22 protein-coding genes are annotated in these 26,871 nt (G+C 47.2%); 13 read left to right on the forward strand and 9 right to left on the reverse strand.

Going from position 1 to position 26,871, the window contains the following annotated elements:
• Positions 1 to 2 precede the first annotated feature (2 nt).
• The 6 genes from LJ740_RS19140 (at position 3) to LJ740_RS19165 (ending at position 8,982) form a co-directional block, all read left to right on the forward strand.
• On the forward strand, positions 3 to 2,558 hold the full coding sequence (locus LJ740_RS19140) for a circularly permuted type 2 ATP-grasp protein (RefSeq protein WP_229530733.1): 2,556 nt from the start codon (positions 3 to 5) through the stop codon (positions 2,556 to 2,558).
• Entirely contained in the window at positions 2,555 to 3,430 is an 876-nt protein-coding gene (locus LJ740_RS19145; RefSeq protein WP_229530734.1) for a transglutaminase family protein, read from the forward strand. The genes LJ740_RS19140 and LJ740_RS19145 overlap by 4 nt, the downstream gene beginning before the upstream one ends.
• An 87-nt stretch (positions 3,431 to 3,517) precedes the next feature.
• A complete protein-coding gene (locus tag LJ740_RS19150) occupies positions 3,518 to 4,963 on the forward strand; it encodes a circularly permuted type 2 ATP-grasp protein (RefSeq protein WP_229530735.1) in 1,446 nt (481 codons plus the stop codon).
• Between the two features lie 3 nt (positions 4,964 to 4,966).
• Positions 4,967 to 5,926, forward strand: coding sequence for an alpha-E domain-containing protein (locus LJ740_RS19155; RefSeq protein WP_229530736.1), 960 nt, complete (start codon positions 4,967 to 4,969; stop codon positions 5,924 to 5,926).
• Between the two features lie 408 nt (positions 5,927 to 6,334).
• A complete protein-coding gene (locus LJ740_RS19160; RefSeq protein ID WP_229530737.1) occupies positions 6,335 to 6,802 on the forward strand; it encodes a (2Fe-2S)-binding protein in 468 nt (155 codons plus the stop codon).
• The gene (locus tag LJ740_RS19165; RefSeq protein WP_229530738.1) at positions 6,802 to 8,982 is read left to right on the forward strand and encodes a xanthine dehydrogenase family protein molybdopterin-binding subunit; all 2,181 of its coding nucleotides are present in this window, start codon (positions 6,802 to 6,804) and stop codon (positions 8,980 to 8,982) included. Before LJ740_RS19160 ends, LJ740_RS19165 begins: the two co-directional genes overlap by 1 nt.
• A 54-nt stretch (positions 8,983 to 9,036) precedes the next feature.
• On the opposite strand, the gene LJ740_RS19170 is transcribed toward LJ740_RS19165, so the two are convergent.
• The 3 genes from LJ740_RS19170 to LJ740_RS19180 all read right to left on the reverse strand — a co-directional run bounded on the left by LJ740_RS19170 (position 9,037) and on the right by LJ740_RS19180 (position 10,913).
• Positions 9,037 to 10,134, reverse strand: coding sequence for a GGDEF domain-containing protein (locus tag LJ740_RS19170; RefSeq protein ID WP_229530739.1), 1,098 nt, complete (start codon positions 10,132 to 10,134; stop codon positions 9,037 to 9,039).
• Positions 10,135 to 10,304: 170 nt separating this feature from the next.
• Positions 10,305 to 10,601 carry an antibiotic biosynthesis monooxygenase family protein gene (locus LJ740_RS19175; RefSeq protein ID WP_229530740.1) on the reverse strand — a complete coding sequence of 99 codons (297 nt, stop codon included), beginning with the start codon at positions 10,599 to 10,601 and terminating at the stop codon, positions 10,305 to 10,307.
• Between the two features lie 168 nt (positions 10,602 to 10,769).
• Positions 10,770 to 10,913, reverse strand: a complete 144-nt coding sequence (locus tag LJ740_RS19180; protein WP_229530741.1) for a hypothetical protein — start codon at positions 10,911 to 10,913, stop codon at positions 10,770 to 10,772.
• A 438-nt stretch (positions 10,914 to 11,351) separates the two neighbouring features.
• Here LJ740_RS19180 and LJ740_RS19185 point away from each other — a divergent pair, with 438 nt between their 5' ends.
• Positions 11,352 to 12,293 (forward strand): hypothetical protein, encoded by a 942-nt coding sequence (locus LJ740_RS19185; protein ID WP_229530742.1) that lies wholly within the window; start codon positions 11,352 to 11,354, stop codon positions 12,291 to 12,293.
• A 134-nt stretch (positions 12,294 to 12,427) separates the two neighbouring features.
• Positions 12,428 to 13,000 carry a hypothetical protein gene (locus LJ740_RS19190; protein ID WP_229530743.1) on the forward strand — a complete coding sequence of 191 codons (573 nt, stop codon included), beginning with the start codon at positions 12,428 to 12,430 and terminating at the stop codon, positions 12,998 to 13,000.
• Positions 13,001 to 13,122: 122 nt separating this feature from the next.
• On the opposite strand, the gene LJ740_RS19195 is transcribed toward LJ740_RS19190, so the two are convergent.
• The 5 genes from LJ740_RS19195 to LJ740_RS19215 all read right to left on the reverse strand — a co-directional run bounded on the left by LJ740_RS19195 (position 13,123) and on the right by LJ740_RS19215 (position 17,325).
• Positions 13,123 to 14,007, reverse strand: coding sequence for a universal stress protein (locus LJ740_RS19195; protein WP_229530744.1), 885 nt, complete (start codon positions 14,005 to 14,007; stop codon positions 13,123 to 13,125).
• Positions 14,008 to 14,067: 60 nt separating this feature from the next.
• The gene (locus LJ740_RS19200; RefSeq protein ID WP_229530745.1) at positions 14,068 to 14,517 is read right to left on the reverse strand and encodes an ATP-dependent zinc protease family protein; all 450 of its coding nucleotides are present in this window, start codon (positions 14,515 to 14,517) and stop codon (positions 14,068 to 14,070) included.
• Complete coding sequence (locus LJ740_RS19205; RefSeq protein WP_229530746.1) at positions 14,514 to 15,551, reverse strand: succinylglutamate desuccinylase/aspartoacylase family protein; 1,038 nt, start codon at positions 15,549 to 15,551, stop codon at positions 14,514 to 14,516. Before LJ740_RS19205 ends, LJ740_RS19200 begins: the two co-directional genes overlap by 4 nt.
• A gap of 1 nt (position 15,552) precedes the next feature.
• Positions 15,553 to 16,458, reverse strand: coding sequence for a 30S ribosomal protein S6--L-glutamate ligase (gene rimK, locus LJ740_RS19210; protein WP_229530747.1), 906 nt, complete (start codon positions 16,456 to 16,458; stop codon positions 15,553 to 15,555).
• Positions 16,459 to 16,542: 84 nt separating this feature from the next.
• Positions 16,543 to 17,325 (reverse strand): RMD1 family protein, encoded by a 783-nt coding sequence (locus tag LJ740_RS19215; RefSeq protein WP_229530748.1) that lies wholly within the window; start codon positions 17,323 to 17,325, stop codon positions 16,543 to 16,545.
• Between the two features lie 396 nt (positions 17,326 to 17,721).
• Between LJ740_RS19215 and LJ740_RS19220 the strand changes: the two genes are divergently transcribed.
• Genes LJ740_RS19220 through LJ740_RS19240 form a run of 5 tightly spaced genes read left to right on the forward strand, consistent with a single transcriptional unit; the run spans position 17,722 to position 25,806 of the window.
• A complete protein-coding gene (locus LJ740_RS19220; protein ID WP_229530749.1) occupies positions 17,722 to 19,059 on the forward strand; it encodes a magnesium transporter in 1,338 nt (445 codons plus the stop codon).
• Positions 19,060 to 19,088: 29 nt separating this feature from the next.
• Positions 19,089 to 20,831: an autotransporter assembly complex protein TamA gene (locus LJ740_RS19225; protein ID WP_229530750.1), complete on the forward strand. Its 1,743-nt coding sequence runs from the start codon at positions 19,089 to 19,091 to the stop codon at positions 20,829 to 20,831.
• Positions 20,828 to 24,625 carry a translocation/assembly module TamB domain-containing protein gene (locus tag LJ740_RS19230; protein ID WP_229530751.1) on the forward strand — a complete coding sequence of 1,266 codons (3,798 nt, stop codon included), beginning with the start codon at positions 20,828 to 20,830 and terminating at the stop codon, positions 24,623 to 24,625. Before LJ740_RS19225 ends, LJ740_RS19230 begins: the two co-directional genes overlap by 4 nt.
• 44 nt (positions 24,626 to 24,669) lie before the next feature.
• Positions 24,670 to 25,140 (forward strand): hypothetical protein, encoded by a 471-nt coding sequence (locus tag LJ740_RS19235; protein ID WP_229530752.1) that lies wholly within the window; start codon positions 24,670 to 24,672, stop codon positions 25,138 to 25,140.
• A gap of 30 nt (positions 25,141 to 25,170) precedes the next feature.
• Positions 25,171 to 25,806 carry an MlaC/ttg2D family ABC transporter substrate-binding protein gene (locus LJ740_RS19240; protein ID WP_229530753.1) on the forward strand — a complete coding sequence of 212 codons (636 nt, stop codon included), beginning with the start codon at positions 25,171 to 25,173 and terminating at the stop codon, positions 25,804 to 25,806.
• 101 nt (positions 25,807 to 25,907) lie between these two features.
• Here the strand turns inward: LJ740_RS19240 and LJ740_RS19245 are convergent, their stop codons facing one another.
• The gene (locus LJ740_RS19245) at positions 25,908 to 26,687 is read right to left on the reverse strand and encodes a glucosaminidase domain-containing protein (RefSeq protein ID WP_229530754.1); all 780 of its coding nucleotides are present in this window, start codon (positions 26,685 to 26,687) and stop codon (positions 25,908 to 25,910) included.
• Between the last annotated feature and the right edge of the window lie 184 nt (positions 26,688 to 26,871).

Here is a 26,871-nt window from a genome sequence, read left to right on the forward strand (position 1 = left end):
ATATGACCAGTAAATCCCGCCCGGAGGAATCTTTGTTATCCCGGCACATGGAAGATTATCATGCCGATACCAAAGGTTATGATGAATTTTGGGATGCCGAGACGAATCAGCCAAGAGCACACTGGCAAAATCTGGTTCAGCAATTAGAGAAGTTGCCGGAGTCAGATTTCCGGGCCAGGCAGCAATTGATCCACCGACAGTTGCAGGAAATTGGTGTTACTTACAGCTTTGGCAAAGAGGATAAATCTCGTCGTGCCTGGGAGCTGGATGCCATTCCTTATGTTTTGGATCAACACTCCTGGCAGCAACTCAACGCGGGAATGCAGCAACGGGCGAAAGTACTCAATGCGGTGTTTAAAGATCTCTACGGCCGTCGTGAACTGTTGACATCGGGCATTATCCCGGCAGAAGTGGTGCTTAATTCTGAACAGTACATTCGTCCTGCACACGGGCTTTACAATCATATCGAAACCCCCCTGATGTTTTATTCTGCGGATATTACCCGTAACCCTGATGGGCAACTGGTGGTGATCCGCGATAAAACCCAGATGCCTACCGGCGTAGGTTACTGTTTAGAAAATCGTGTGGCTATGTCGCGGGTCATGAGTAGCGAATTCAGTAGTGCCGAGATTGCGCGACTGTCCGGCTTCTTTAAGGCCTGGCATGGTACTTTTACTGCAATGGTACCGCACAATCGCACTCCCAATATTGTTATGCTGTCAGCCGGTGCTTCAGATGAAACCTACTTTGAACACGCTTATCTGGCGGCCTATCTGGGTTACAACCTGGTGTTGGGGGCGGACTTAACGGTCCGCGAAGGCAAGGTCTGGCTGAAAACCCTGGATGGGCTGGAACAGGTGGATGTGATTCTGCGTTGGGTGGATGACCAGGCCTGTGACTCACTGGAATTAAAAGAAGATGCGGTTTGTGGCGTGCCCGGCTTACTGCACGCTGTCAGGCAAGGTAATGTCATCGTAATTAATCCGATTGGTGCCGGTATTTTGGAAAGCCCGGGCCTAATGTCTTATCTGCCAGCGGTTTGCGAACACCTGTTTGATGAACCCCTGTTGTTACCTCAGATTGATACCTTTTGGTGTGGTGATAAAAATCGTCGCCACTTTGTTTTAGATAACCTGCAAAACATGGTGATAAAACGAGCGGATTATCATGCCAAAAATCAATATCCCGCCAGTATGGATGACACTAAGCTGGAACAATTGCGCCACAAAATAACGCAGCAACCGGCAAAATATGTCGGGCAGCAATTTTTGGAGTTTTCCAGAGCGCCGGCCTGGAACAATGCTAAGTTTCAGGCCAAGCCCATCAAAATTCGCAGTTTTGCTCTGACTGAACAGGGCAGCTATCGGGTGTTGCCCGGCGCATTGACCCGGCTGGTGTATTATCAGCAACAGGAAAACCCCTTTACCGGCCTGCTAAAAGACACCTGGGTACTGGGAGAAAACGAAGAAAACTACAGTAGTTTGTGGCAGTTGGTGGGAGAGCAGGCGGCTTACCGGGGTCATGAACAGATCACCAGCCGCACCGCTGAAAGCTTATTTTGGGTAGGCCGCAACATCGAACGCTCTGAAAGTCAGGTTCGTTTGGTCAGAGCGATATTGTCGCGTTTAACCGAGTATTCCCCTAACCGCGAAGAAGATGCGCTGGCCCATATTGAGAAGTTAATAACCGGATTGTTACCACATCACCCGCAAATTGCAGATGCTCTGGAAGATATGGCGGAGAAAGGCCGCAGCGCTTACTGGTGGATGATGCGACAATTTGTGTTTGGTACTGACCTTAACGGCGGATTGACTGCCACGTTCGGCTTCTTTCTCAACAGCGCCTTTAATGTCAGAGATTACTGGTCTGGTGATACCTGGCGCATCATTGATGAGATTAATCAGGCGGCGCGACGCATAAAATACAGTAAACCTACCCGCAGTGTCAGCGATATGCAGGAATTACTCAACGAATTGCTGGATTCGGTGAGTGCCTTTTTAGGTCATGCGGCAGAGAGTTTATCTCGCGATGGCGGTTGGCTGATGCTGGAAGCGGGGCGGCGTCTGGAGCGGGCACATCAGATTATCAATTTATCGGAAATTCTGTTGAGCAACGCCGTCGATAACGAAATGGAGTCTCTGGTGCTGGACAGTTTGCTGTACTCGCAGGAAAGTTTAGCTACCCATCGCCGGCGTTATCGGGTAGAGCAAAGAATGGAAACCGTCGTGGAGTTGTTATTGCTCAATGCCGATTACCCCAGGTCCCTGTGCTATCAGTTAAAACGGTTAAAACAACTGGTGGCAGAAATGCCCAATGAGCAGAATGATTCTCGTCTGGAAAGGCATGAGAAAATGATCCTGTCAGCACTGACCAGAATACAACTCTGTGAACTCAGCGACCTGGTGATAGCGAACAAAAAGGGGGAGCGCAATAATCTGCAGGCACTGCTGGATGATGTTAGTTCGGATCTCAATGATTTGGCTGAGGCCATCAGTCAGATTTATTTCTCGCATACTGAAGGTGCAGCACAATTATTACAAGGGCAGGTGCAATCGTGAAGTTTCGCATCAAACACATTACCCGCTACGAATACGCTGAACCGGTGAGTTTGTGCCAGAATTTGGCTCGCCTGACACCATTAACCAACGAACATCAGACCCGGCAATCCTGTAGTTTTACGATATCACCCGCCCCCAGTTATCTGGGGGAGCACAAAGATTACTACGGAAACCTGGTGACCCGTTTTGATATTCCGGAGCAACACAAAGTACTGGAAGTCAGTGTTACCAGTGAAGTTTTGGTGTTGGAAAAGCCGCAGAGTTTGTTGTTTAGCTTTGATGTAGCCTGGGAGCAGGTAAGGGATGAAATTGCCCGGGGACTCACGGCAGATATGTTGTTTGCCAAAGAGTTTACCTATGCTTCCAAGTTTATTGAGTTACTGCCTTCGCTGAAAGAATATGCCTTATTGAGCTTTAAGCCCAATCGCCCCTTATTAGATGCCACCCGACACTTGATGCACCGTATATTCACTGAATTTCAGTATGATCCGGCGTTTACAACCCTGAGTACACCGCTGCAAACGGTGATAGAGCACAAACGCGGGGTTTGCCAGGACTTCGCTCATCTGGCCATTGGTTGCTTGCGCAGCATCGGTTTAGCGGCGCGTTATGTCAGCGGCTACATTGAAACTTTGCCGCCCGAAGGTCAGGAAAAGCTGGAAGGCGCCGATGCCTCTCACGCCTGGTTTGCGGTGTATTTACCGGGAAGTGGCTGGATGGAGTTTGATCCCACCAATGACATTGTACCGGGAAGTCAACATATTCGCCTGGCGATGGGACGGGATTATTTCGACGTTACACCGCTCAAAGGCGTGCTATTTGGCGGTGGTAGCAATGTCCTGACGGTATCCGTAGATGTGGCAAGGGTTTAGCCGGGATGATTATTTGGGCAAAGCGAGAGATTACTGCAATACTTAAATTGTACCTGACAGAAAAACATTAATGTAATAGGTGGTTTGATGGCGATTAATTGGGATAAGTACGACACCCAGAACTTCTATGATGAACTCATGAAGTCTGCGGGGAAGCCACGAAAGTGTGCGAAACAGGTGACTAAGTATTTCGAGTCATTAACGGACGAAGAGTTGGCGCTGGTGGTAAATTCAACGGATCTGGCCATCAAAGAAATGGGTATCACCTTTACGGTCTATCACGAAGGTGGCTCTATTGATCGCGCCTGGCCATTTGATGTGATCCCGCGGGTAATGCCTAAAAAAGAATGGCAAAACATCGAATACGGCCTCAAGCAGCGGGTTAAAGCACTGAATATGTTTATTGATGACATATATCACGAGCAAAAAATCATCAAAGACAAGGTGTTTCCGGCGGAACTACTGGCGAAATCTGTGAATTTTCGCAAGCAGTGTGTAGGTATCCGGCCACCGCTGAATATCTGGGCGCATATTTGTGGATCTGATTTAGTGCGAGACAGTGACGGCACCATGTACGTGCTGGAAGATAACTTGCGGGTGCCTTCAGGGGTATCCTATCTGCTGGAAAACCGCGAAGTCATGAAGCGCGTCTTTCCGGATATGTTTGAGCAAATGTCTATCCTACCGGTGGACGATTACCCTTCACAGCTGTTTGACATGTTGGCGGCCATCTCACCGCGTCCATTGGATTACCCTGAAGTAGTGGTACTTACGCCGGGCATTTATAACTCGGCCTATTTTGAACATGCCTACCTGGCGCAACAAATGGGCTGCGAACTGGTGGAAGGTCGCGATCTGGTGGTTAATGATGACGATTGCGTTTATATGCGCACCGTTGAAGGATTGCAGCGGGTGGATGTCATTTATCGTCGCATTGACGACTTGTTTTTAGATCCCGAAGCTTTTAATCCTGACTCCATGCTGGGCGTGCCGGGAATTATGCGCGCCTGGAAAAAGGGCAATGTGGCATTAGCCAATGCGCCCGGAGCCGGTGTGGCCGATGATAAAGTGGTGTATGCCTGGGTGCCGGAAATCATCAAGTATTATCTGGGTGAAGAAGCGGCCATCCCCAACGTGCCAACCTATCGTTGTATGAATGAGTCTGAGCAAAAATACGTGCTGGAAAACCTCGACAAACTGGTGGTGAAACCGGCCAATGAATCCGGTGGATATGGCATGTTAATTGGACCTATGTCTACCAAAAAAGACCAGGATAAATTTGCGGCGTTGATTAAGGCCGATCCACGCAATTACATTGCACAGCCCACGCTGAATTTATCCACGGTGCCTTCATTAGTGGGTACCAATGCGGAACCGCGACATGTGGATATGCGACCCTTTATTCTCTCCAGTGATGACGTCAAAGTGACCATGGGTGGCCTGACCCGCGTAGCAATGCGCAAAGGTTCATTGATAGTGAATTCCTCGCAAGGCGGTGGAAGTAAAGATACCTGGATTGTGGAGGAGGAGTAAGCCATGTTAGCAAGAGTTGTAGAGACCATTTACTGGATGGCGCGCTATGTGGAGCGTGCTGAGAATATGGCGCGTCTGATTAACGTCAACAACAACCTGTTACTGGACTTGCCCAAAGGGGTTAGTTTAGGTTGGGAGCCGCTGATCGATATCGTTGGTGAGCGCGATGCCTATTGTGCTGTGCACAGTAACTTTAATGAGCGCACCGTGATGAAGTTTTTACTGGAGCGCAATGAAAGCAGTCAGGTTAGCTTAAATTATTGTCTGTGGGCGGCCAGAGAAAATGCCCGCACCGTCAGAGATATATTGCCCAGAGAAGCCTGGGAGCGCCTGAATTCACTGTACCATTTTGGCAAAGAAAATGTCGCTGAAGGGGTCAACAAAAAACGCCGTTTCGCTTATCTCGAGGAAGTGATTTTCCGTATACAGTCTTTTTATGGCTTGATAGAAGGCTCTCTGAATCACGATGAAAGCTATTTGTTTTTCCGGATGGGCTGCGATTTGGAACGGGCAGAAATGACCAGTCGTATCGTGGATGTTCGCTCCGCGAACCTGGTGAATGAAGAAGAAAGTGAACCCTTTCAGAATATTCAGTGGATGAGTGTACTAAAGTCGATGGATGCCTATCAGATGTACCGGCAAAACATGAACGTGAAAGTAAAGCGGGCACAGGTGCTGAGTTTCCTGATGCAAAGCGAGACGTTCCCACGCTCTATTCTGTTTTGCATCAATGACATTGGTGAGCGACTGGCGGATTTACCCCGCAATGATATGCCGCTCAGGCAATTGATGAAGGTAAAACGACGTGTCGCAGAACAGGAAGTGCAGAATTTAAGGCAGCAAGCTTTACATGACGTTATCGATGACATTCAACTGGAACTGAGCAAAGTGCACAATGCTGTTAATGAACACTACTTTTTGTCCGGCATGATCGCTGCACAGCAATCTCAGTCTCAATCCTAAATAACACGATTAATCCGGGTTAAGCCCTGTGGTATAGCTGGCCCGGTGTGTTTTTTCGAAGATTTGGCCGTAAAAGTGTGCAAAGCGCATTGTTGTTTAAAGTAAACACTAATTACAGTGTGTAGACACTTTGCTTAAACATTGTCGTGCAGAGGCAACCGTCTCTGAGAAGCCAGTTAATTTGCCGGGGTAAAGCGGGTATTGATGGTGGACGCCGTTTGCTGACAATAACCGGTCTTTGCTGCGCATGCCTTATTAAATCTGCCTGATGCACAATCCTACAAAACGGTGGAATTTACAGCGTTTTAAGGGGGGCAATACTTGCTAAAAAACTCACCTTTGCAATACTTTTTAAAACTCCTTGCTACTTCATTGTTAAAACACTGAGCCTTGTGCTCCGGAGCTATCATGATTTCATTTGAATTAAATGGTGACAAGGTCACCTATGAGGGTGATCCCAATATGCCACTGTTGTGGTATGTCCGAGATGAATTAAACCTGACCGGCAGTAAGTTTGGTTGTGGTGTAGGTATGTGCGGCGCTTGTACGATGCATCTCAATGGACAGCCAGTGCGGTCTTGCTCAACGCCAATGGCTGCGGCGAACGGTGCCAGGGTGACCACAATCGAGGGATTAAACTCCGAAGCGGCTGTAGCTATTCAGCAGGCATGGCAAAAACTGGACGTAGTGCAGTGTGGCTATTGCCAATCAGGGCAGGTCATGTCAGCGACCGCGCTGTTGGAAAACAATAAACAGCCCAATGACCAAGATATTGATATGGCGATGCAAGGCAATATTTGTCGCTGTGCAACTTATCACCGTATCCGGGCTGCTATCCACGAAGCTTCAGATACCCTGGCGAAGGAGGTTTCATAATGAAAATGGCACAAGCACAAAATGACAACAGTGTTGTTGCGACACCGGAATTATCCAGACGCCAATTTCTTAAAGTCTCTGCTATTTCAGGGGTTGGATTTAGTATTGGGTTGTCTTTTAGTCACGCGGCGAGCGCAGAAGCTCAGCAACCATCTGCAATGGGGCATTTTATCAAGATTGCGAAAGACAACAGTATTACCGTTGTAATTAAGCATCTCGATAAAGGCCAGGGCGTTACAACGGGATTAACGGCAATTGTCGCCGAGGAAATGAACGCGGACTGGGCACAAATGCGTTGGGAGTTCGCTCCGGCCGACGCTCAGCGTTATAACAATTTGTTTTGGGGACCCTATCAGGGCACAGGCGGTTCAACCTCTATTGCAAATTCATGGATGCAACTACGACAGGCGGGCGCTGCTGCGAAGGCAATGTTAATCGCTGCTGCAGCAAAACAATGGGCTGTAGCAGAGTCTGAAGTGGTAGCTGAAAATGGTCAGCTAACGGCGGCTGGCAGGAAGGCCACCTACGGTGATATGGCTGAAGCCGCTGCGTTAATTGCGCCACCGGAAAAACCAACACTTAAGACACCGGAAGAATTTACGCTGGTAGGCAAGTCGGTGCCCCGCATTGACAGCAAAGAGAAAAGTACGGGCAAGGCCAACTATACTATTGATGTGCGTTTGCCGGGTATGTTGGTAGCCGCTATTGCACGTCCTGACAAATTTGGTGCAACGCTTAAAAGTGTTAACAGTGACAAAGCCAGGGCTGTAGCGGGGGTTGAGTCAGTGATCACCACACCTCGGGGTGTCGCTGTTATCGCGAAAAACCACTGGGCAGCAAGACAGGGCAAGCAGGCTTTGACGATTGAATGGGATGACAGTCAGGCGGAGACCCGCAGTTCTACTCAATTGTGGTCTGATTTTAAAGCATTGGCCGAAACTGACGGTGCGGTTGCCAGGAATGACGGAGATTTTGCAAAGGCGATTGCTGAGGCAGCGCAAACAGTAGAGCTGGAATTTGAATTTCCCTATCTGTCTCACGCCACCATGGAACCCATGAACTGTGTGGTGGATTTGCAAAAAGACGCCTGTCACATTTACACCGGTTCGCAGATCCCAGGTATTGATCAATATGTGGCATCGCAGGTAACAGGGCTACCGGTTGAAAAAGTCTTTGTACACACCCAGTTTGCCGGAGGTAGTTTCGGTCGTCGTGCGGTTCCTGATTCTGATTTTGTCATGGACGCGGTAGTTATTGCCAAGGCCATCAATGGCGCTGCACCAATCTGCATGCAGTGGTCACGCGAAGATGACATCAAAGCTGGCCGTTATCGCCCTATGGCTTTCCACAAGTTTCGCGCTGCCATCGACCAACAAAACGGGATAAGTGGTTGGCATCATCGGATTGTGTCGCAATCCATATTACGGGGTACCCCGTTTGAGGGGCTTATTACCGGGCCCTTAGATTTTGCAATCGCCGAGGGTGGGGCAAATTTACCCTACCAGATCCCCAATTTTAAATTTGACGGGCACGAAGCCAAAGCGGGCGTGCCGGTGTTGTGGTGGCGTTCAGTAGGGCACAGTCACAATGCCTATGCCACTGAAGTGTTCTTCGATGAAGTGGCACATGCAGCAGGACAGGATCCGGCGGCATTGCGTCAGCAATTGCTCAAGGAGCATCCAAGGCATTTGGCGGTGTTAAATAAGGTTCTGGCGGAGTCCAACTGGGGCAGCGCACTTCCCGCGGGAACGGGGTTAGGGGTTGCTGTTCACGAATCTTTTGCCAGCTTTGTTGCTCAGGTGGCGCAGGTAAAAGTGAATGACGATAAGTCGTATCAGGTCGAAAAGGTGTGGTGTGCAGTGGATTGTGGAGTTGCAGTAACGCCGGATGTGATCGTTGCACAGATGGAAGGCGGCATAGGCTACGGGCTCAGCGCTATTCTGGGTGAGGCAATTACCCTGGATGGTGGAAAAGTAGTGCAAAACAATTTTTATGACTATACGCCGCTGCGCATTAATCAAATGCCGGATATCAAGGTGTTTATTATGCCATCTGATGTTGCCCCCACGGGAGTGGGTGAACCTGGAACGCCGCCTATTGGACCGGCAGTAGCCAATGCAATTCGCAGTGTGACAGGTAAAGCGGTGACCAAACTGCCAATAGGAAACAGACTGGTCTGAGAATCAATCCAGGCTATCGGTGGCAGCGTGTGTGATGCTCAGTCATGCTCACTGTCACCGGTTGTTTTTTACCTTGTACATTCTGATGTCAGCTACCTTTAATAATGCTTCTTTATCTAAGCCATCTTGAGGGCAATTTGCCCAGCCAATACTGGCGTTGATTTCCAGGTGAACAGTGTCCAGTTGAAATGGTTCGGTGATCGCGCTTTCCAGTTTTTTGATCATGTTGTCTATGTCAGTTTGTTCGGCGATACCCGGCGCAATGATGGCGAATTCATCACCTCCAATACGTGCCACCGTATCTGTTACCCGCATTGAGGTTTTCAGGCGTTGCGCCAGGTCGGTTAACAATAGGTCACCCACATCGTGACCATACATATCATTAACCGGTTTAAAGTTATCTAAATCCACATAAAAAATGCTGAAACTACGTTCGTAGCGTTTAAATCTCTGAAGTTCCACCTGCAATGCATTGTCAAATTGCCGGCGATTTCCCAAGTGAGTCAACGGGTCTTGCATTGCAATGACTTCCAGCGATTTTTTGGTTTTTACATGTTCCTCAATTTCGTGTTTGAGTTTGGCATTCAGGGAAATGGTTTCGCGATTTGCCTGGGAGAGCACGTTGCCCAGATGTACCACTAAAATAATGCTGGTTGGTACTAAAACCAAAAAGGTCAGGTGTAAACTGCTTGGGTAGAGTACAAAAAAGAGTAGTTGTGGCGATACCAGGCTGATCAAAAATACATTTGAAAACATGGGCAGCATGGCATAACGAAACACTGTAATGATGGCGATCATCATTAACATGAAAATAAAAATGGGAGCGCCACTGCTCATGCCTTCCTCGGGTAACAAAAACAATGAGCAGCCAAACATGGCGGCAATTAAAACACCGATAATAATTCGGGCAAAGATGAAGCGAAGCAGTTGCTGATTGTTGATTTTAGGAGAACGATATTGACGCGTCAGCAGGTGTAACACGATACCCAATAGAAATTGCACCGCTAACCAAATCAAGATGCCAGAGGGTGTTGCCTGTTGAAAATAGGCGGCTAAAGCAAACAATACAGCGCCCAGCATTAAAGGACGCGTATTGGTACTGGCCTTGCGGAAAAAATCCTGAGTAAGCTGCCACTCAACATCTTTGGGCAAATTGTGATGTTTGCTACTTCTAAACAAAAAGTCGGTGCGCTTCAAAAAGGGAGGCCAGATTTACATAGATGTAACAAAGTGTAATCAATTGTGGTGAAAATGTGCAGTGTGAGTAATAAAAAAGCGCCGATAATCAAGTCGTTTGGCTGATAATTGAACAATTACACGAGTTAAGCGTCACCAAATTGATATCGGCGTTTGATTTCAACCACCTCAACAATGTAGCTTGTGTACCATTTTTCCCGGCCCAGCTTTTGAGCTACCGCGTGTTGACTGTCTTTGTGCCAGTCTTTGATGTCCTGCTCTGACAACCAATAGGAGATTGCTATTTCCTGTTGACCTTCAGTGACGGCGATAAAGTCCTGACAATTATAATGCGCAAACGCAAGGTCACGCATCAGCGCCACGGTTTCTGAATATTGTGCGTCTTGCGCGCCAGTTTTGGCTTTAAAAATTACGGCGTACATAGATATTAGTTCAGTCTACTTTGAGCAAAGATCAACAGGCTCTAAGCTTAGCATTCGAAAGGTGGTAATGATTATGAGGGCGCAACATGAAAACGTCCAGATGAAACGCGCATGTGTTGCTCATCCGCGCTATTGCCGTTGCATATCAGAAAAGAACAGTAGATAGCGCTACAGCGAATTTAACAGCTCGTCATCGTCATTGTCGCTCAGGCTTTCGCTGTGGCTGTGTTTCAACGCGGCGGTGTATTGTGCCAGTAAGGCTTCAAACCAGTCGTCATTGACACTCTGACGTTGGCAAAGTTGCTCCAGCACCGGGGCGTTGTCAGTACTGATGACTTTTTAAAGCAGAGTTTTTAACAGATCCATATCCATGTTCTCATTGGAAATATGATACTCAGTGCCATCTACATTAAAACTTGCCAGTGACGCCATTGTTGTGTCCTATGTACCGATAGTTAATGGGGCTGTTATCGCAACAAAATGTGCAGATAATATGGATTCTATTTTTTACCATCGAGAATCATTTTTGCTTCATATTCCTTCACAGAACGTTATGCCTGAATAAATTGTTCGGTATTAACATTGCTTTTTGCTTTGCCTCTCGCGGTAAACTCTTTGTCATCTATAGCATGTAGGGTGAATTTAGCCGGAATGTAAAATTGGGGGAGTAATGCCATATTAACTGGGTCAGTTCGTGCGATTATACTCCGGCTGAATGACAAGATTCATTGTTAACAGGTTCAAGATAATATGATTACAAGCCATGCCATACGCTTGATATGGGTGCTGGTTACAGGGATTGGTACGTCTTTTTCGGTATTCTCTGATGATGCGGCGCCGCAAGGCCTGAACGCTCGTTTAGACTTTTCGACTCGTGCCGATTTCCGTTCTGACAAGGTTCCCAGATACCAATACCGCGTGCGTTTTTATCCGCAACTGAGTTTCAATGAAAACTGGTCGGTAAATGCTTTTGCGGTAACTGGCGATGAGTTTTCGTCCAGTTACAATACCTTCGGTGCCGATGAAAATCACCGCTTTTACCTGAGACGCTTTTATCTGCGACATCAGTCCCAATACGGCAAAACTGAATTGGGCTCTATTCCAACTTATAAAGGCCGTGTTTCTTCAACCGGTTTGTCAAAAGACGGATGGATTGCCGGAATTCGGCATGTCAGGGATGTCTCTGCTCACAATAAAGTCGAAATAGTGGTTGGCGAATTAGCCCACACCCAAAGCCCGGATGCCTTTCACGCGATAAACCGCATTGATTATCTGGAGTTTGAGCTAAGCGCCAGAATAACCGACAAGCTGAGTTATGAATTGGGGCTTGAACGTATGCTAAATGAAAACTTCCTCCGGGCAGAGTTGCGCTATCAGGTTGCAGGTGAGCATATTGTGGCTATGGAGCTGGTAGATCGCACAGACAATAACCATCTTAAAGCCGTAATGATCCTGGAAGGTCCAATGCCAATCCCTAATTATCAAATGGATTATTTTCTGTATTACAGCTATGTCGATGCAAGTTTTGGGGCCAGAGCTGAACTGACTGAAGACTTCGTCGACTTCGGCCATGCCCTGACATTCGAACTGGAAGGCGAATTGATAGCACAATGGGGCTGGGATTGGTTCAGCAAGTTGGAACTAAACGAAGGACAAAAACGCCTGCAACTGGGCCTGAAATTTAAAATTTAAGGAAGTGGGGTGTTTTAGTAGGTTGGCATATCGGATTAAACCGAGCTTTATAATTTGAAAAACGTTAATGTATAGTTTAAGCCATTCCATAGATATGGTCAGATGGGAACAACGATATATTGCAAGGAGGTATCATGATAACAGCAAAAGAGTTTTACCTAACATGGTGCGATACTATTCAGCACCGAAATGACGAAGTCGAACAAAATTGGAGTAATACAAAACTCACAAGTTTGGTAATTAAAAATGAAAATTCTATCGTAGTTGATATTTCCGAGCGGTTAGGATTACTTTGCTTTAACGGCGATTTTCATAATATTGATTCAGTTTTTTATCGTGAAGAAGACTTAATACAAGAGTACAGCCCTGGATGCTATCTCACAGATATTCGTATTGCCTTTGAGCATGAAAATGACTTTTATAGTGGTCTTTTTCAAGAAGTATCACATCTATTGCTAATAAATTGTGACCTAAAAGTCGTCGTGTCTTACCCTCCCAGTGAAAAAGCAGAATTCAGTATGTTGGAAAAATTACATTCGATAATTTCTTCAAGCAGGATCAGTCAACATTTAGCTGATACAGATGGTTTTCTTTTCATTATGGGACACGAAGAGGCCAACATATGGAAAGGCTGGGTGTATAAATCTGATAACTGGGAACTGGTTGCTGAAGCAAACACAATATTTTCATCAAAAGAGCAAAATTGAAATTTTTAAGACATCATTGACTCTTGCCACTTCGTTAGTTTAGTAAGCCATGCGTTTTTCATGTCTGGACCAGGCTAAACCTCACCGGTGTTAAGCTGTGAGGTTATGTTGCAGGCGATAAGTTAGTTGTGCCTGGGACTCTTGATGAGCAACATATCGCAGGGGGGATTATTTAACAGTGCCATAGTGGTGCTGCCAACCAGGTGCGATAGCAACATGTTTCGGGTTACATTGCCTATCACCAAAATGTCACTGTCTTGTTTGTTAACCCAGTCTGTCAGGGCTTTTTCCGGTAATCCATTTAGTAGTACTGCGTGTTTCGGAGTCGCCCCAATGCGCTCCATAAAATCATCCAGTCCCTGTCGATGTAATGTGGATATTTTGTGTTTGTACTGAATAAAGGATGCCGGCACATGACAGGCATGGGCAATAACCCACTCAGATTTGAGTAACTTGGCCAGGTTGCGGGTTTTCTTCGAGATAATAAAATCCAAATCGTCGGGACGGGAGTTTTCGTGTAATGGGTCTACCGCGCCAATGAGCCTGGTTTGGCTGTTCCACGCTTTGGGCTGCATGACTAAAACATGGCACTGCAAATTCGCGAGGTCCTGGAAAATCGGGTGACGCTCAGTTATCTGCTCATCCTGGATAAGTAACAGGTTGTCTTTCTTTCCTTGTGTGCAGGCTTCGATCGTCTCCATGTAATTCGGTTTGTCCAACACGATAAAGTTAAATGCCAGGTTTTCCTGTTTCATTCGTTCCCGAATGCGCTGCTGTTTTTCCTCCTGCTCTTTAATCCAGGTCTGTTCCGCCTGTTCCGATTTATCAAACATAAACCAGTAATGGCGTTCCCGGGCCCGTAACCGATTATCAAAGACAATGCTGATGGTGGCATGATGCAGTTTCGCCAGTTTGACAACTTTGTCTTCAACGGCAGGATGAATTGTATGCTTACCATCCACCAACCAAATGATGTTGGCGGTTAAAGAGGAGGGTGTCTGTTCCATAGCCTTACTCGCAATTGAAAATAGTGACGGATATTGATGTTAGGTAAGCTGCGATTGCGTTCATTTCGCGGCTAAATAATCATCGGAAGGATCGATGACAAAATGTTGCTCCAGGGCTTCCCGCCCCAACAACATCAGGTGCTTCATAATAGAGCGATCGGTAAGTGTTAACTCGATATCCCAGGTTAAATTACCCAATTGTGCCGGTGTTTTTATCACGCAACGGCGCTCTTTTTCACCATTGGAGGATTTTATCCAGCGCACGTCATGTAACGGTGCGGCGCATTTAATGGTCTTTTCAACGTCGTGAAAATCAGGATGAAACCAAAATTTAACTTTTTTGGCAGTTTCATCGATTTCGATGTGGTCAACGTGCAATGCTGACGTCTTTGCGCCTGTGTCTATTCGGGTCGCAATGGCAGTTAGGCCAAGTTCTGGCAAGTCGATTTTTTCTGCGACACCAATCACAACTTTGTCGGTAAGAGGTTGGGGGAGTTCGCTATTGCTCATAGGTCCTGACTCACTATGTTGTTATCAGATTGTGGTAATAAATCATCCTGCAACTGCTCGATATGTTCAGCTACCTGACTGGGCGTTTCAAAGTCTGCAATATGATACATGGCGTCACCTTCTTGTACGAGCGGGATATTTTGCTTGCCGATGATAACACCACTATTGGGTGCTTTTAAAATATCGACAGCAGATCCTATCGGACTGCAGATTTCGGCAAGTACATCACCTTTGTTGACATGATCACCCAGGCGTTTTCGGTCTGTTACTGTACCACTACTGGTGGCTCTGACCCAAAAACTGTGGTTGGAAACAAATGGTTCTACCGTTTTCGACGGCTTGCGTTTGCGTATCATACCCAGATGAGACAATACGTTAAGCACGCCTTTTAATCCGGCCCGTATAGACAACTCGTCAAAACGCAACGCCTGTCCGGCTTCGTAAAGCAGAACCTTACAACCTTTTGACGCCGCGGCCTCACGCAATGAACCTTCGCGAATGTCAGCATTCAATACAACCGGTACACCAAAGGTGCGGGCCAATTGCATGGTTTCATCATCATTCAGATTTGCCCTGACCTGAGGAAAATTACTGCGATGAATCGCCCCGGTATGTAAGTCAATACCATACTGGCATTTGCTGACAATCTCCGATAAAAACAAATGCGCCAGTCGCCCTGTCAGTGACCCTTTGGCGGAACCGGGAAAACTCCGGTTCAGGTCACGTCTGTCAGGCATGTAACGGCTTTGATTGAGCATGCCGTAAACATTTACGATTGGTACGGCAATGATAGTCCCTTTAGACAAGCGGAAAGACTTCATTGTGAGCAGGCGCCGGATGATTTCTATGCCGTTGAGTTCATCGCCATGCACTGCCGCGCTGATAAACACCGCGGGGCCGGGTTTGCGGGCATTAATCACTTCCACCGGAATGGAAATTTCTGTGTCCGTGTAAAGCCTGGCAGCTGGTAATTCCAGTTTTACTCTGGAGCCGGGTTTAATCAGGGTCTTACCGATTTCTAAAGGTTCTGTCATGCTAGCCTTTACCTCTTGTTTTATTGTTGTGTGGTTTGGCGTTTTTTTCAATAAACTCAATAACCAGTCCTGCGACATCTTTCCCGGTAGAGGTCTCAATACCTTCCAGACCCGGTGACGAGTTTACCTCCATTACAACAGGGCCGTGAGAAGAGCGCAACAAATCGACACCGCAGACATTTAATCCCATGATCCGGGCAGCCTGAACTGCGGTAGCGCGCTCTTCTTTACTTAATCTGGTTAACTCTGCCGTGCCACCGCGATGCAGATTGGAACGAAACTCGCCTTCTTTGCCCTGGCGTTTCATGGCTGCAACCACTTTACCTCCGACTACAAAACAGCGAACGTCAGCACCGCCTGCTTCCTTGATAAATTCCTGTACCAGGATATCAACTTTAATACCCATAAAAGCTTCAATGATACTCTCTGCGGCTTTTTCCGAGTCAGCGAGTACTACACCGATGCCCTGAGTTCCTTCAAGGATTTTGATGACCACCGGCGCACCACCGACATTTTTAATCAAATCTTTGATGTTATCCGGCGAGTGTGCGAAACCGGTTCGCGGTAAGCCTACACCTTTTCGGGATAAAAGTTGTAATGAACGTAATTTGTCTCTGGAACGACTGATGGCAATTGATTCATTGACACAAAAGCTGCCCATCATTTCAAACTGTCTGACCACCGAGGTACCGTAAAAGGTGATGGATGCCCCAATACGCGGAATAATGGCGTCATATTGAGGCAGGTTTTTCCCTTTGTAGCGCACTTTAGGGCGGCTGGATGTGATATCCATGTAACAGTGTAACGTGTCAATGATATCCACAGTATGGCCGCGCGCCAGTGCGGCCTCTTTCAATCGTTGTGTAGAGTACAGTCGCTCATTGCGCGATAAAATTGCTATTTTCAAGTGGTTGTCCTTGATTATTCTTTTAACAGAGCGTGTTGTTCTTTGCTGCAAAATTGTACCGCAAAATTCAACACGCTCTCGTTCTTAATGACCAAAATATAAAATAATATCTACTGCGATCAGGTAGATAATGATCCATTCCAGAAAAGCGGAGTGTTTGTGATTCTGCTCTGATGCCAGCATTTCCAACAGTTCATTGATGGTACTGAGTTTCAGGTTCAGCAGCTCCACTCTGGGTTGCAGATCCAGATAGCGTGAAATTTGCAGATAGTTGGCTTCCTGTTCAGGGTATTCCCAAAAGAACTCCGGCGTATCCAACAGGTTAAAGCGTAATACGATATCGTTGCGGGTCTGGAAAAGACTTCCTCTGGCTTTTGCAAGAGCCTTGCGGGACAGCGGAATCTTGCCGGTTTTAGCCAGTGTTTCAGACAGGTGAGAATGTTCACGGATGGTTTTTTCCGCTAACACTTCAAATTGTTCCAGCTTTTCAGATTGTGCCAGCCCATGACTGACGGCAAGCAGGGTCAGCAAGTCGTCGTCGGGTAGGCGGATCTCATCGTCTCTTACCATTAAACTGGCGTTCTGCTCCACTTTGAAATGGAAGTTTTCCCAGGCGTGATCGTCTGTGCCGTTCTGGGTACAACTCAGGACTTTGACCAGCAACTGAGTTTTATCTTCTTCTTTCATTTTCCAGGCACAGATCACCCCGTAGTCAAATACAAAGGCAGTGCTGCCGTGATACGCGATGTACAAGGCATCACGGTACTGGTGGATAACAAAACTCTTGTGCAATTTTGCTTTCAGAGCCTGTAAATCAATATTGTGGCCGAGCAGTTTAGTGCTGACCTGGTGTTGTTCTGTATTCATTGCAAACTCTCAACGCTACTAATAGTTAAGTTCTTGATTACTATCTTAATTATTTCTACGCTTTCAGTTTGTTCGCTGCTAGTCGACAGGATTAATCTCAGATAGCCTATAGTTTTAATGTAATGGCAAACAGGGAATTACATTAAATCTAACCCTGTAGACTGAAATACAGGTCACTAAGTCACATCTGGCAGGAGAAATTTGTGACTTTTACTGTAAAATTCTCGTCCTTACATAAAACACTGAGGTACGGGAATTTCCAGCCCGAAGGGGCTTAGTGAGTTTTTCAGGCAGTGCAATTGGCAGAATGTGAACACGCAGTTCTGAATCTCTGGTTGTGGTGCCCTGTACGATTGTTATCATATTGATTAATAATGACATTATAGAGGACTAAGCATGACAGATCCGCTACCTAATTTAATCCAGGAAGTGGTGGCTGCACCCCTGACCGGTGAAACTGACTCTGTAGCCCATATCATGCTTGAGGAAGATGCATCGGATATCGCATTACTACTGGAATCAATACCGGTAGAACAGCGTCTGGCTGTCTGGAATGAAGTTCCGAGACACAAAAAAATAGATGTGCTGGTTGCCATGCGTGGCGATCCGCGGGAAGTACTGATCGATGCCACTGAGAATGACGAGTGGCAGCAGTTGTTTACCGATATGGATGCTGAAATCCTGTTGGAACTGGCCGATTCCCTGCCTGACAGGTTAGTAGAAAGTGCGCTGGCGGTGATGAATAAACAGCAGCGCAAGTATTTTCAGGACGCCAGCTTATTCGCCGACAACCAGATAGGCCATTGGTTAAGCCACGAAGTTTTAGTGTTGCCTATCAGTGCCAAAGTGCGTGACGCATTGCGCCTGATTCGACGCAATGTTCCCGATCTTACCGATTGCATATTTTTAGTGAATCGCGCCGGTCATTTTACCGAGGCCGTAAGGTTGACCAGTGTTTTTGGTGCGCCTGAACACCTGCCATTGGTGGAAATTTCCGAAGAATATATTGATGTCGTAAAAGTGGATGATGACAGTGTAAACGCCTCCCGGCTAGTGCAGCGGGCTGGCTATATGGCACTGCCGGCGGTTGACAGTAACAATGTGCTGCAGGGCCGGGTAGACATGATCACCGCCAGTGAACTGGTTAATGAAAACTATGAGCGGCAGGTGATGTCATCGGCGGGTATGGACGAGGACGAAGATTTGTTTGCGCCGGTGCGAAAAAGCGCAAAAAGCCGTGCTGTATGGTTGGGTATTAATCTGATAACGGCGTTTTTGGCCTCCTGGTTTATCGGTCTGTTTGAGGCGACTTTACAACAGGTTGTCGCGCTGGCGGTGCTGATGCCGGTCGTGGCCAGCATGGGCGGCATTGCCGGTAGTCAAACACTAACTCTGATTGTACGAGGACTGGCACTTGGACAGGTAACCCGTGGCAACCGAAACGCTTTGCTACAAAAAGAATTGCGGGTCGGTGGCTTAAATGGCGTAATCTGGGCCGTTGTTATTGGAATTGTGGCCTTTTTCTGGTTTTCTGATCCCTTGTTGGGTTTGGTTATTGCGTTGGCTATTTTGTTCAATATCATCGCTGCCGCGCTGGCGGGTGTGTCGTTACCCATTATTCTTGATAAACTTAAAATTGATCCGGCGCTTTCCGGCTCCGTAATATTGACCACGGTAACTGACATTGTCGGTTTTGTGGCCTTCCTGGGATTGGGCACATTATTTTTATTGTAGCGACTGAGTATTAGGACGTTTTCAGCGATATGTCATTGAATTTTTCGGGCAAGCCGGTGTTGTTTGCCTTTTTGGTTTTGGTTTGTTGTCAGATCCGTTATAGCAACGCGATTGAAGTAACGTCTGAGCAAAAGCTACCTGATAATGTACTCAGCAACATTAATGCTCACCTGAGTGTCTTTCCGGCACCGGAAAAATGCGTGCTGAGTAATCGCTATCGAAAAAAGGTCTATGCAGCCATCACCAGCGCATTGCAAAGCAAGAGTTATTACCTGGCGCAAATTCAGGATTTACAGCCTGCCAGTGAACAGGATTGTGGGCGCTGGCGACTGACCCTGGAGTTAGGCCCGGCGTTAAAAGTGCGGCACATTGAGCTCAATTCACAACAAGTGCAACAGCAAACAGCCATTTTGACGGACATTTTAGCCCGCTTCCCGTTTAAATCCGGTGACAGATTCGATCATAAACGCTATGAGCAATGGAAGTCAGAAGTAACCAGTACGGCGTTACTGAAAGGCTTTTTTGATTTTGCTTTTGAAAAGCATGAGGTCATTGTTGACAGTAATTTTATCGAGGCTGATATCCGTTTGCAGCTGCACATGGGAACCCGATACCGGTTTGGCGACTTAGTGACAATCGCTAATCAGAACGACGCGGCACTCATCGCCGGGTTAAATCCCATTATCAAAGGTGAAGAATATGATGCGCTGAAGCTGAACCTGTTCAGTCAGCAACTGAAACGATCCGGGTATTTTGAAAGTGTATTCGTGCGGCCATTGGTGCCTCAGTCGGAGGATTTCCAGGTGCCATTGGAAGTGGTTTATGAGTTCAAACCGCTGCACGAGTTTAATGTCGGTGGAGGTATATCCTCTGATACCGGACCACGGGTGAGGTTTGGCTGGCAACGTTCAAGGTTGAACTCAGCCGGGCATAGCATCGAAACAGAACTCTTTGCCTCAATGGTGGAGCAATCCTTAGAAGCGAACTATCGCATTCCTCTGCAGGATCCGGCGAAAAACTTTGTCAGTTTGCAGCTTGGACTCAAACATACCGATGACAACGATACGCAGAGTAACACCTTATCGGTGGCTGCAAAGCGCCATTGGCTGGAGCCGGATTCAGGCTGGCAACGCGTGGCGCAACTGCGCTACGACAGGGAAACCTTCCGTCAGGCAGACGCGGATGAAATTACCACGGCCTTGTTGTTGCCGGGCTATACCTGGAGTCGTTTTCGCAATAAAGGGGAGTTGGACCCCTATTGGGGCGACAGACAGATCCTGTCTGTAGAAGGGGCCAGCAAGGCACTTGCCAGTGACCTTGACCTGGTGCGGGTTGTAGCGCAAACCCGTTGGCTCAGAACTTATCAGCAACATCGTTTTTTTTGGCGAATGGAATTGGGTGCCTTATCCACCAATAATTTTGACGAAGTGCCTTCGTCATTGCGTTTCTTTGCCGGTGGTGACCAAAGTGTGCGTGGTTTTGGTTATCAGTCATTAGCACCGCTCGATGCTGAAGGGCAGTTGTTAGGGGGAAGATACCTGTACACTTCAACACTAGAGTACACGTTTGATGTGTTACCCGAATGGCGACTGGCACTGTTTGCAGACGCCGGTAATGCCGGTATGTCCTGGTTTGATAATGTCGCTACCGGGGTGGGCGCGGGCGTTCATTGGGTAACACCCGTGGGGCCGTTAAGGGTTTACATTGCTCGTGGTAACAATGAGCAAGAGTCCACCTGGCGATTGCACTTTTCTTTAGGGCCAGCACTATGATTAACTGGCAATCTATCCTCAGACACAGCTACCTAAGTGTGCGAATTGTACTGCTGCTCAGTTTGATGCTCGTGGCATTAACTGGCTTTTTAACTTACACCACAGCCGGGGCTAATTTCCTCATCCGGACAGTGCTGCAACAGGTACCGCAGGTGACGGTGTCGGAAATTAATGGCAGTATTTTTGGCGAGCTGACACTTAATGGTGTTGAGTTCGAACAATCCGGCAACAGGCTGGCGCTGGCGCAACTGAGGTTAGATTTGCAACCCGCCTGTCTGTTGCGGTTCGAGGTGTGTATCGACAAGTTAGCGCTGCAACAGCTTGAGGTGGCGATTGCGACCGGGTCCGCCAGTGCACAACCCCCGATTCAGGAAGACCCATCATCTTCACAAGCACTACTGCAGTTACCACTGCCCGTTTCAGTAAAGCAATTCAGCTTAAAAGAGCTGTCGCTTAGTTTAGATGGTCAGCCCAGAGTACAGGTACACTCTGTTGCAGCCGGATTTCGCTTTTACCGGGAATTAGTGGTTCGCCAAATGACCTCAGAGGATCTGAAGTTGTATTTGCCGGAATCTGAACCTGAAACCGTGTTGACACTACAGGCGCAATTGGAGCAATTGGCTGAGCTGCAATATACCCCGCTGACATTGCCTGGGTTATCTGTTCCTGTAAGGGCGACAGTGAACGACTTATCCTTCAAGGATGTACAGCTGTTTCGTGGTGATGTCAGTCAATATCAGCTGACTTCTGTTGCGGCACAACTGAGCATCACACCGCAACAACTGTTGCTAAAGGCGCTGCGCCTGAACACGGCCGGTTATTCCCTGACCGGTACAGTGCAAACCAGTAATAACTGGCAGGTGGATGGCGATTTAAAGTTAACCGGCGCAGCCGGAAAGCTGGCATTAACGATAAGCGGCGCACCGCAGCAATTAAACCTGAAGCTCAATGGCCAGGGAGAGCTGTCAGACATCGCAATCAATGGTGAAGTAGAGCTGCAAACCTCATTAACATCGGCGCAATTGCCGCTGCAATTACAGGCCCACTTCGCCAACCTGAAATTACCGGAAAATACACTGCTTCACGATACCAGTCTGGTGCTGCAAGGTGATTTGCAGCAGTTTTATGTGCGGGCTAACAGTACTCTGGAGCAGGCTTTACTGGAACCTGTGTCCCTGGACTTAGATTTGTCAGGCAACCTCAGTGACATCGCGATCAATCAAATTGCATTGCTGGCCTCAGAAGGACGTGTGCAGGCCACCGGACACGTTCACCTGGCGAATAATCCAAAAATCAATTTGGCCATGGAGGCTAACGACATAGCGTTGAGTGCTTTTTTCCCGATACCGGATACAGCGTTATCTGCACAGAGTCAGCTACAGATAAACGTAACCGGAAACCAATTTGATGTAGATGGCCAGCAATTACAATTAGCTGTGCCATGGCAAGGAGATATAGCAAGGCTGACGGGTGAATATCGCTATGCTTCCGACGGCCACACGGAACTCAACAATCTGGCGTTTCAGTTGGGCGAAAACCACATTGACGGGCAGGCGATATTGAGTGCCGATAAACAACTTCAGCTCAGCGGAAAGCTTAATCTAATCCATCTGCAAAGTTTTCATTCCGATATAGCGGGAAGTGTCGTTGCTGAGGTTCAGATGCAAGGACCATTACAACGACCACAATTGTCGCTTTCAGGAAAGGGAGAACAGCTTCGCTACCTGCAGTATCGCCTGCAAAGTTTTACATCAGAAATGGCGCTTGCCTGGGCTCCGACAAGCCCTTTCCAGTTAACACTTGATGCAAAACAACTGAAACTCAGTGACGAACTGGTACTGGATTTACAGCTGAATTCCACCGGTGATGCTGCCCGGCACGAGATTGAGTTTGCGCTGGACTCTGACTGGCTGCAGGTGGCAGCGAACCTGGAGGGAAGGCTATCTGAAACTCAATGGCAGGGGGCGTTTCTCAACAGTCGGGTATCGCGCAATACCATCACTTTTGCTCTGGAAAACAAGACGGAGTTATTACTTGACTGGCAAAATCAGCAATATCGTCTGGGTGCCGGTTGCTGGCTACACAAACAGGATGCCGCTGTTTGTATCAGGCAATTAAACTGGTTTGAGAATACGGCAAAGCTTGATATTGACGGAAAGGCATTGCCACTTATTCACTGGTTGCAAGGCAATCACCGATTGTTGCGCAAGCTAAAAAGTGACAGTTTGCTGAATTTTAATTTTCAGGCGCAGTTGTCAAATAATCAGTTAACGGCACTGGATTATGAAGCACATTTTACTCCTGAACAGTGGCAATTGTTCGATGAGGAACAGCTGTTTTTCATTCAGACCCTGAATCTCAAGGCGGCATTAAAAGACCAACGTATCATTGCTGAATCTACATTACTCAGTGATGGCTTAGGCACTTTTAGATTTAACGGGCAAATGCCGTTTGCTGCTGACTTTTCTCAAATCGGTGTAGATGAAGCCAGTCTGACAACCCGCATTGAGCAATTTAAATTAGCCCCGTTTGGATACCTGGTACCTCAGGTGGAACAACTGGAAGGTATCATCAATGCAGATATTTCCGCCAAACTGAATAACCAATATCTCGCCTTTACCGGAGACGCCAGATTACTGGAAGGACGGGTACTGAGCCGGGAGTTAGGTATCAATGTTCACGATCTGTCACAAACCCTGATATTTGACGGTCAGACGGTAACCTCATCCGGCGACTTTAAAATGGGCAGCGGCGCTGGTTCACTTCAGGCCGATGTCACCTGGCAGGAGGACTGGAATGTTCACATGCAACTCAAAGGTGAGGCGCTGGAGTACGATGATAATTTAATGGTTAATCTGAAGGTATCTCCTGATATCGAGTTATCGCTGTCTGAATCGATGCTAAAACTGTCTGGCAAAATTAATGTACCGCAAGCAAGTGTAAAAATTAAAACCTTACCAGAGGGCGCGCAACGGCCATCTGCCGATATTGTGTTCGCAGATAGTCCAGACAAAAACGCCACCACAGGGCCAAAGCTGGTGCTGGATTTGGCATTGTTTGTTGATCCTAAAAAGCAAAAAAGTGTCAATCTGGAAGCGTTTGGACTGACTACGTCCCTGACCGGCAACCTGCAACTCAATGGCGGGGAAACGTTAACCGCCAACGGCGAAGTGTCGCTGTTAAATGGCACGTACAAAGCGTATGGCCAAAACCTCATCATTCGACAGGGAGATTTGTTGTTTAATGGTCCGTTGGAATACCCCAGTTTATCGCTGGAAGCGATCCGTGATCCACAAGTTACCTCAGACAATGTCATTGCCGGGTTAAGAGTGGAAGGTGCCGCCAGACAGCCCACAGTGACCGTATTTTCCAATCCTGATATGTCTCAGGCGCAAGCGCTATCCTACTTGTTATCAGGTAAAGCGCTAGGGGCTAAAAGCAATGCGTCGCAGGAATCGGTGTTTGCCAATGTATTGCTTAGTTACGGATTAAACAAATCTGAGGGCGCCGTTTCTAAAATCGGTAAAAGCTTTGGTGTCGAGGATCTCAGCCTGGCGATGGAAGGGCAAGGTGATAGCTCAAAAGTTGCAGTGAGTGGCACGATTGCGCCCAATGTTAAAATTGCCTACGGCGTTGGCGTGTTTGATGCGATTTCCGAGGTTTCCTTGCGTTATCAGTTGTTACCACAATTGTATCTGGAAGCGGTAAGTGGCTTGTCTAATGCTTTCGATATTTTTTACGAGTTTAATTATGATCCTAAACCTGAGGGTGAGGTAAAACAAAATGATGATTGAATGTCTGTGTACAACATCAATGCCTTGTCGAGGGGAGCATAGCCTTGGCTGATCTGTCCGGAGATAAATCATTAATTCACATGAAAGGGCAAATTCATGGTGCTGTTTATCAGGTCGTGGTGTTGTTGATTGCCTTAATACTGGCTCTCACTGGTATCTGGCTGAGTCACCTTCAGTGGCTTGGATATGAGTGGTTCTCCCGCGCCGGCAGCCTGATAGTGGTGTTGGGGGTTGCCTCCGGATTTGGCGGTATTTTTCAGGAGCAACTGTTGCGCAGCCGTCTGCTGGTGCAGGAGCGCATTGCCCTGGCGAAAACCCGGCGCAAGTTAAGATTGATGCAGGCACCCCCCGAATTCGCTGACGAAGAAATTAATCGCGTTATTAAACAGTACGATGACCTTGAAGAAAGTTTGCAAACCTCCATTAAGGTTCAGGCGGGCACCCTGGAGTTTTTTCTGCTGGTGGTGGGTACGCTGATCTGGGGTTTTGGTGATATCGCTATTGCGTTGCTATAACTGACAACGCGTTGTTTTTTGGAGTTAAATATGAAATTAAATTTAAAATGGACATTTTTCCTGACCCTGATGGTGACCGGATTGTTCAGTCACGGTCACGCCGCAGCACAACAATCATCACAACAATCTCCGCCAAATCCAACGGCGTTTATTGAAAAGGTAGCGAATGATACCTTTGAGCAAATTAAACAGCTTAGGAAAAAAGGCGAGATTGCTCCAAAAGACCTGGAAAACATTATCGAGCAGTATCTGTTGCCTCATGTTGATCATATTTACACCGGGTTACTGGTGCTGGGTAGTAGTGCGAATTCTTCTGAGAAAAGTGATATTCAGGCCTATCTGGATATATTTAAATTGTACCTGAGTAGCACCTATGCCGCTTCCCTGAATTATTATAATGATCAACAGGTGTTATTCGAGCCGCTCAGAGATTTCCAAAATAAGGACAAAGTCAGCATTAATGCTCATGTTAAGGAAAAGGGAAAGCCAGACGTACAGATGCAATTTAAGTTGCGACTGGACAAATCAGGTCAGTGGAAAGCGTATGATCTGGTGGTTGAGGGAATTAGCCTGGTGCAAAGCAAACGCTCTGAATTTGCTCCTCTTTTAAGACAAAAAGGCTTGCCGGGATTAACCCAAACTCTGAAACAAAAGGTAGAGAGCTAAGGCAGCTCTGAGTTGAGCTATTCACGCTCTGGTTAACGGTTCGTCAGGCCGCTATTTGTAGCGGCCTGATTGGGTTTTAAAAGCTTGATACCCCCGAACATTCACTCTTTTTCGGGCTCTGCGGATTGCACGATAAACTGAGCGTCATAGCGGCTTAGTTTGTTAAACTGGATCATATCGTTAAGTTCTTCCATGTAATGTTCACCCCTTTCAGAGTAGCGCTCCAATCCGGGAAGCAGGGCCGGACCACGCAAAGGGTCGTCGTTCTCTCTGATGGACTCGCGTATTTTTCTCAGCTTGAAATAAGCATCATGGCGATTGAGGTTTAGCAGATATCGGTTAACTGACTCTCTGGCATCGTCGAAAGCGGCTACTTCATGTTTACTGCCCGCTGTCCTGTTGTTGGGCACCAATCCACAACCTTCTGAAAAGCACCACTGACCGAAATAATTATTGCCTTCTGTGGCAAATCGCGAGGTACCCCAGGCACTTTCATTTGCAGCCTGCGCCAGGGCCAGCGACGGGGGAACATAATCTACCCGCCGCAGCAGTGTTTGCCAGTGGTCATCATTGTCGATGTCAAAATCTTGCACATAGTATTTTTCGGCAAGTTCCTGAATGTCACTGATATCGCTTCTGGAATAGTCCTGATTGAGTCGGACGCTGATTAAATGTTCCCGAATTGCCAGAATCTCTCTGTTTTCCTCATTGATAATGGGCAGAAAGTAATCAAAAAAGGCTTTCTTGCGTTCAGGGCCAGCAGCAAATTCTTTGAATTGGGGAGCCGGTGGTACGGCGGGTTCTTTGGATAACCACCATGCGATAACGATAGCTATTATTACCAGTATAGTGATGAGAAAGGACTTTTTTGTTATTACCATATTGGACCTTTTTAGACTTACCCTGATTTTGTTACGCCGATTGTGCCGGTTGCGATCACAAGTTTTTAAATGCCCGCGGTAGTTTTGTTTAAAAGTGAGCTCAACCGCGTTGTTCTGGCACAATCAACCATGCCCTAAGTATGGAATAAGAACGGGGAATTGTCAGATTTGTGTGACCAGAGTG

Source organism: Planctobacterium marinum (genome assembly GCF_020687805.1).
GTDB classification, from domain to species: domain Bacteria; phylum Pseudomonadota; class Gammaproteobacteria; order Enterobacterales; family Alteromonadaceae; genus Planctobacterium; species Planctobacterium marinum.

Excerpts from the sequence above, each read along its gene's own strand:
- LJ740_RS19155 (WP_229530736.1), top strand. The coding sequence starts at position 4,967 with ATGTTAGCAAGAGTTGTAGAGACCATTTACTGGATGGCGCGCTATGTG.
- LJ740_RS19195 (WP_229530744.1), bottom strand. The coding sequence starts at position 14,007 with ATGGAACAGACACCCTCCTCTTTAACCGCCAACATCATTTGGTTGGTG.
- LJ740_RS19215 (WP_229530748.1), bottom strand. The coding sequence starts at position 17,325 with ATGAATACAGAACAACACCAGGTCAGCACTAAACTGCTCGGCCACAAT.
- LJ740_RS19150 (WP_229530735.1), top strand. The coding sequence starts at position 3,518 with ATGGCGATTAATTGGGATAAGTACGACACCCAGAACTTCTATGATGAA.
- LJ740_RS19245 (WP_229530754.1), bottom strand. The coding sequence starts at position 26,687 with ATGGTAATAACAAAAAAGTCCTTTCTCATCACTATACTGGTAATAATA.
- LJ740_RS19185 (WP_229530742.1), top strand. The coding sequence starts at position 11,352 with ATGATTACAAGCCATGCCATACGCTTGATATGGGTGCTGGTTACAGGG.
- LJ740_RS19190 (WP_229530743.1), top strand. The coding sequence starts at position 12,428 with ATGATAACAGCAAAAGAGTTTTACCTAACATGGTGCGATACTATTCAG.
- LJ740_RS19165 (WP_229530738.1), top strand. The coding sequence starts at position 6,802 with ATGAAAATGGCACAAGCACAAAATGACAACAGTGTTGTTGCGACACCG.
- LJ740_RS19140 (WP_229530733.1), top strand. The coding sequence starts at position 3 with ATGACCAGTAAATCCCGCCCGGAGGAATCTTTGTTATCCCGGCACATG.
- LJ740_RS19220 (WP_229530749.1), top strand. The coding sequence starts at position 17,722 with ATGACAGATCCGCTACCTAATTTAATCCAGGAAGTGGTGGCTGCACCC.
- LJ740_RS19240 (WP_229530753.1), top strand. The coding sequence starts at position 25,171 with ATGAAATTAAATTTAAAATGGACATTTTTCCTGACCCTGATGGTGACC.
- LJ740_RS19160 (WP_229530737.1), top strand. The coding sequence starts at position 6,335 with ATGATTTCATTTGAATTAAATGGTGACAAGGTCACCTATGAGGGTGAT.
- LJ740_RS19230 (WP_229530751.1), top strand. The coding sequence starts at position 20,828 with ATGATTAACTGGCAATCTATCCTCAGACACAGCTACCTAAGTGTGCGA.
- LJ740_RS19175 (WP_229530740.1), bottom strand. The coding sequence starts at position 10,601 with ATGTACGCCGTAATTTTTAAAGCCAAAACTGGCGCGCAAGACGCACAA.
- LJ740_RS19205 (WP_229530746.1), bottom strand. The coding sequence starts at position 15,551 with ATGACAGAACCTTTAGAAATCGGTAAGACCCTGATTAAACCCGGCTCC.
- LJ740_RS19225 (WP_229530750.1), top strand. The coding sequence starts at position 19,089 with ATGTCATTGAATTTTTCGGGCAAGCCGGTGTTGTTTGCCTTTTTGGTT.
- LJ740_RS19200 (WP_229530745.1), bottom strand. The coding sequence starts at position 14,517 with ATGAGCAATAGCGAACTCCCCCAACCTCTTACCGACAAAGTTGTGATT.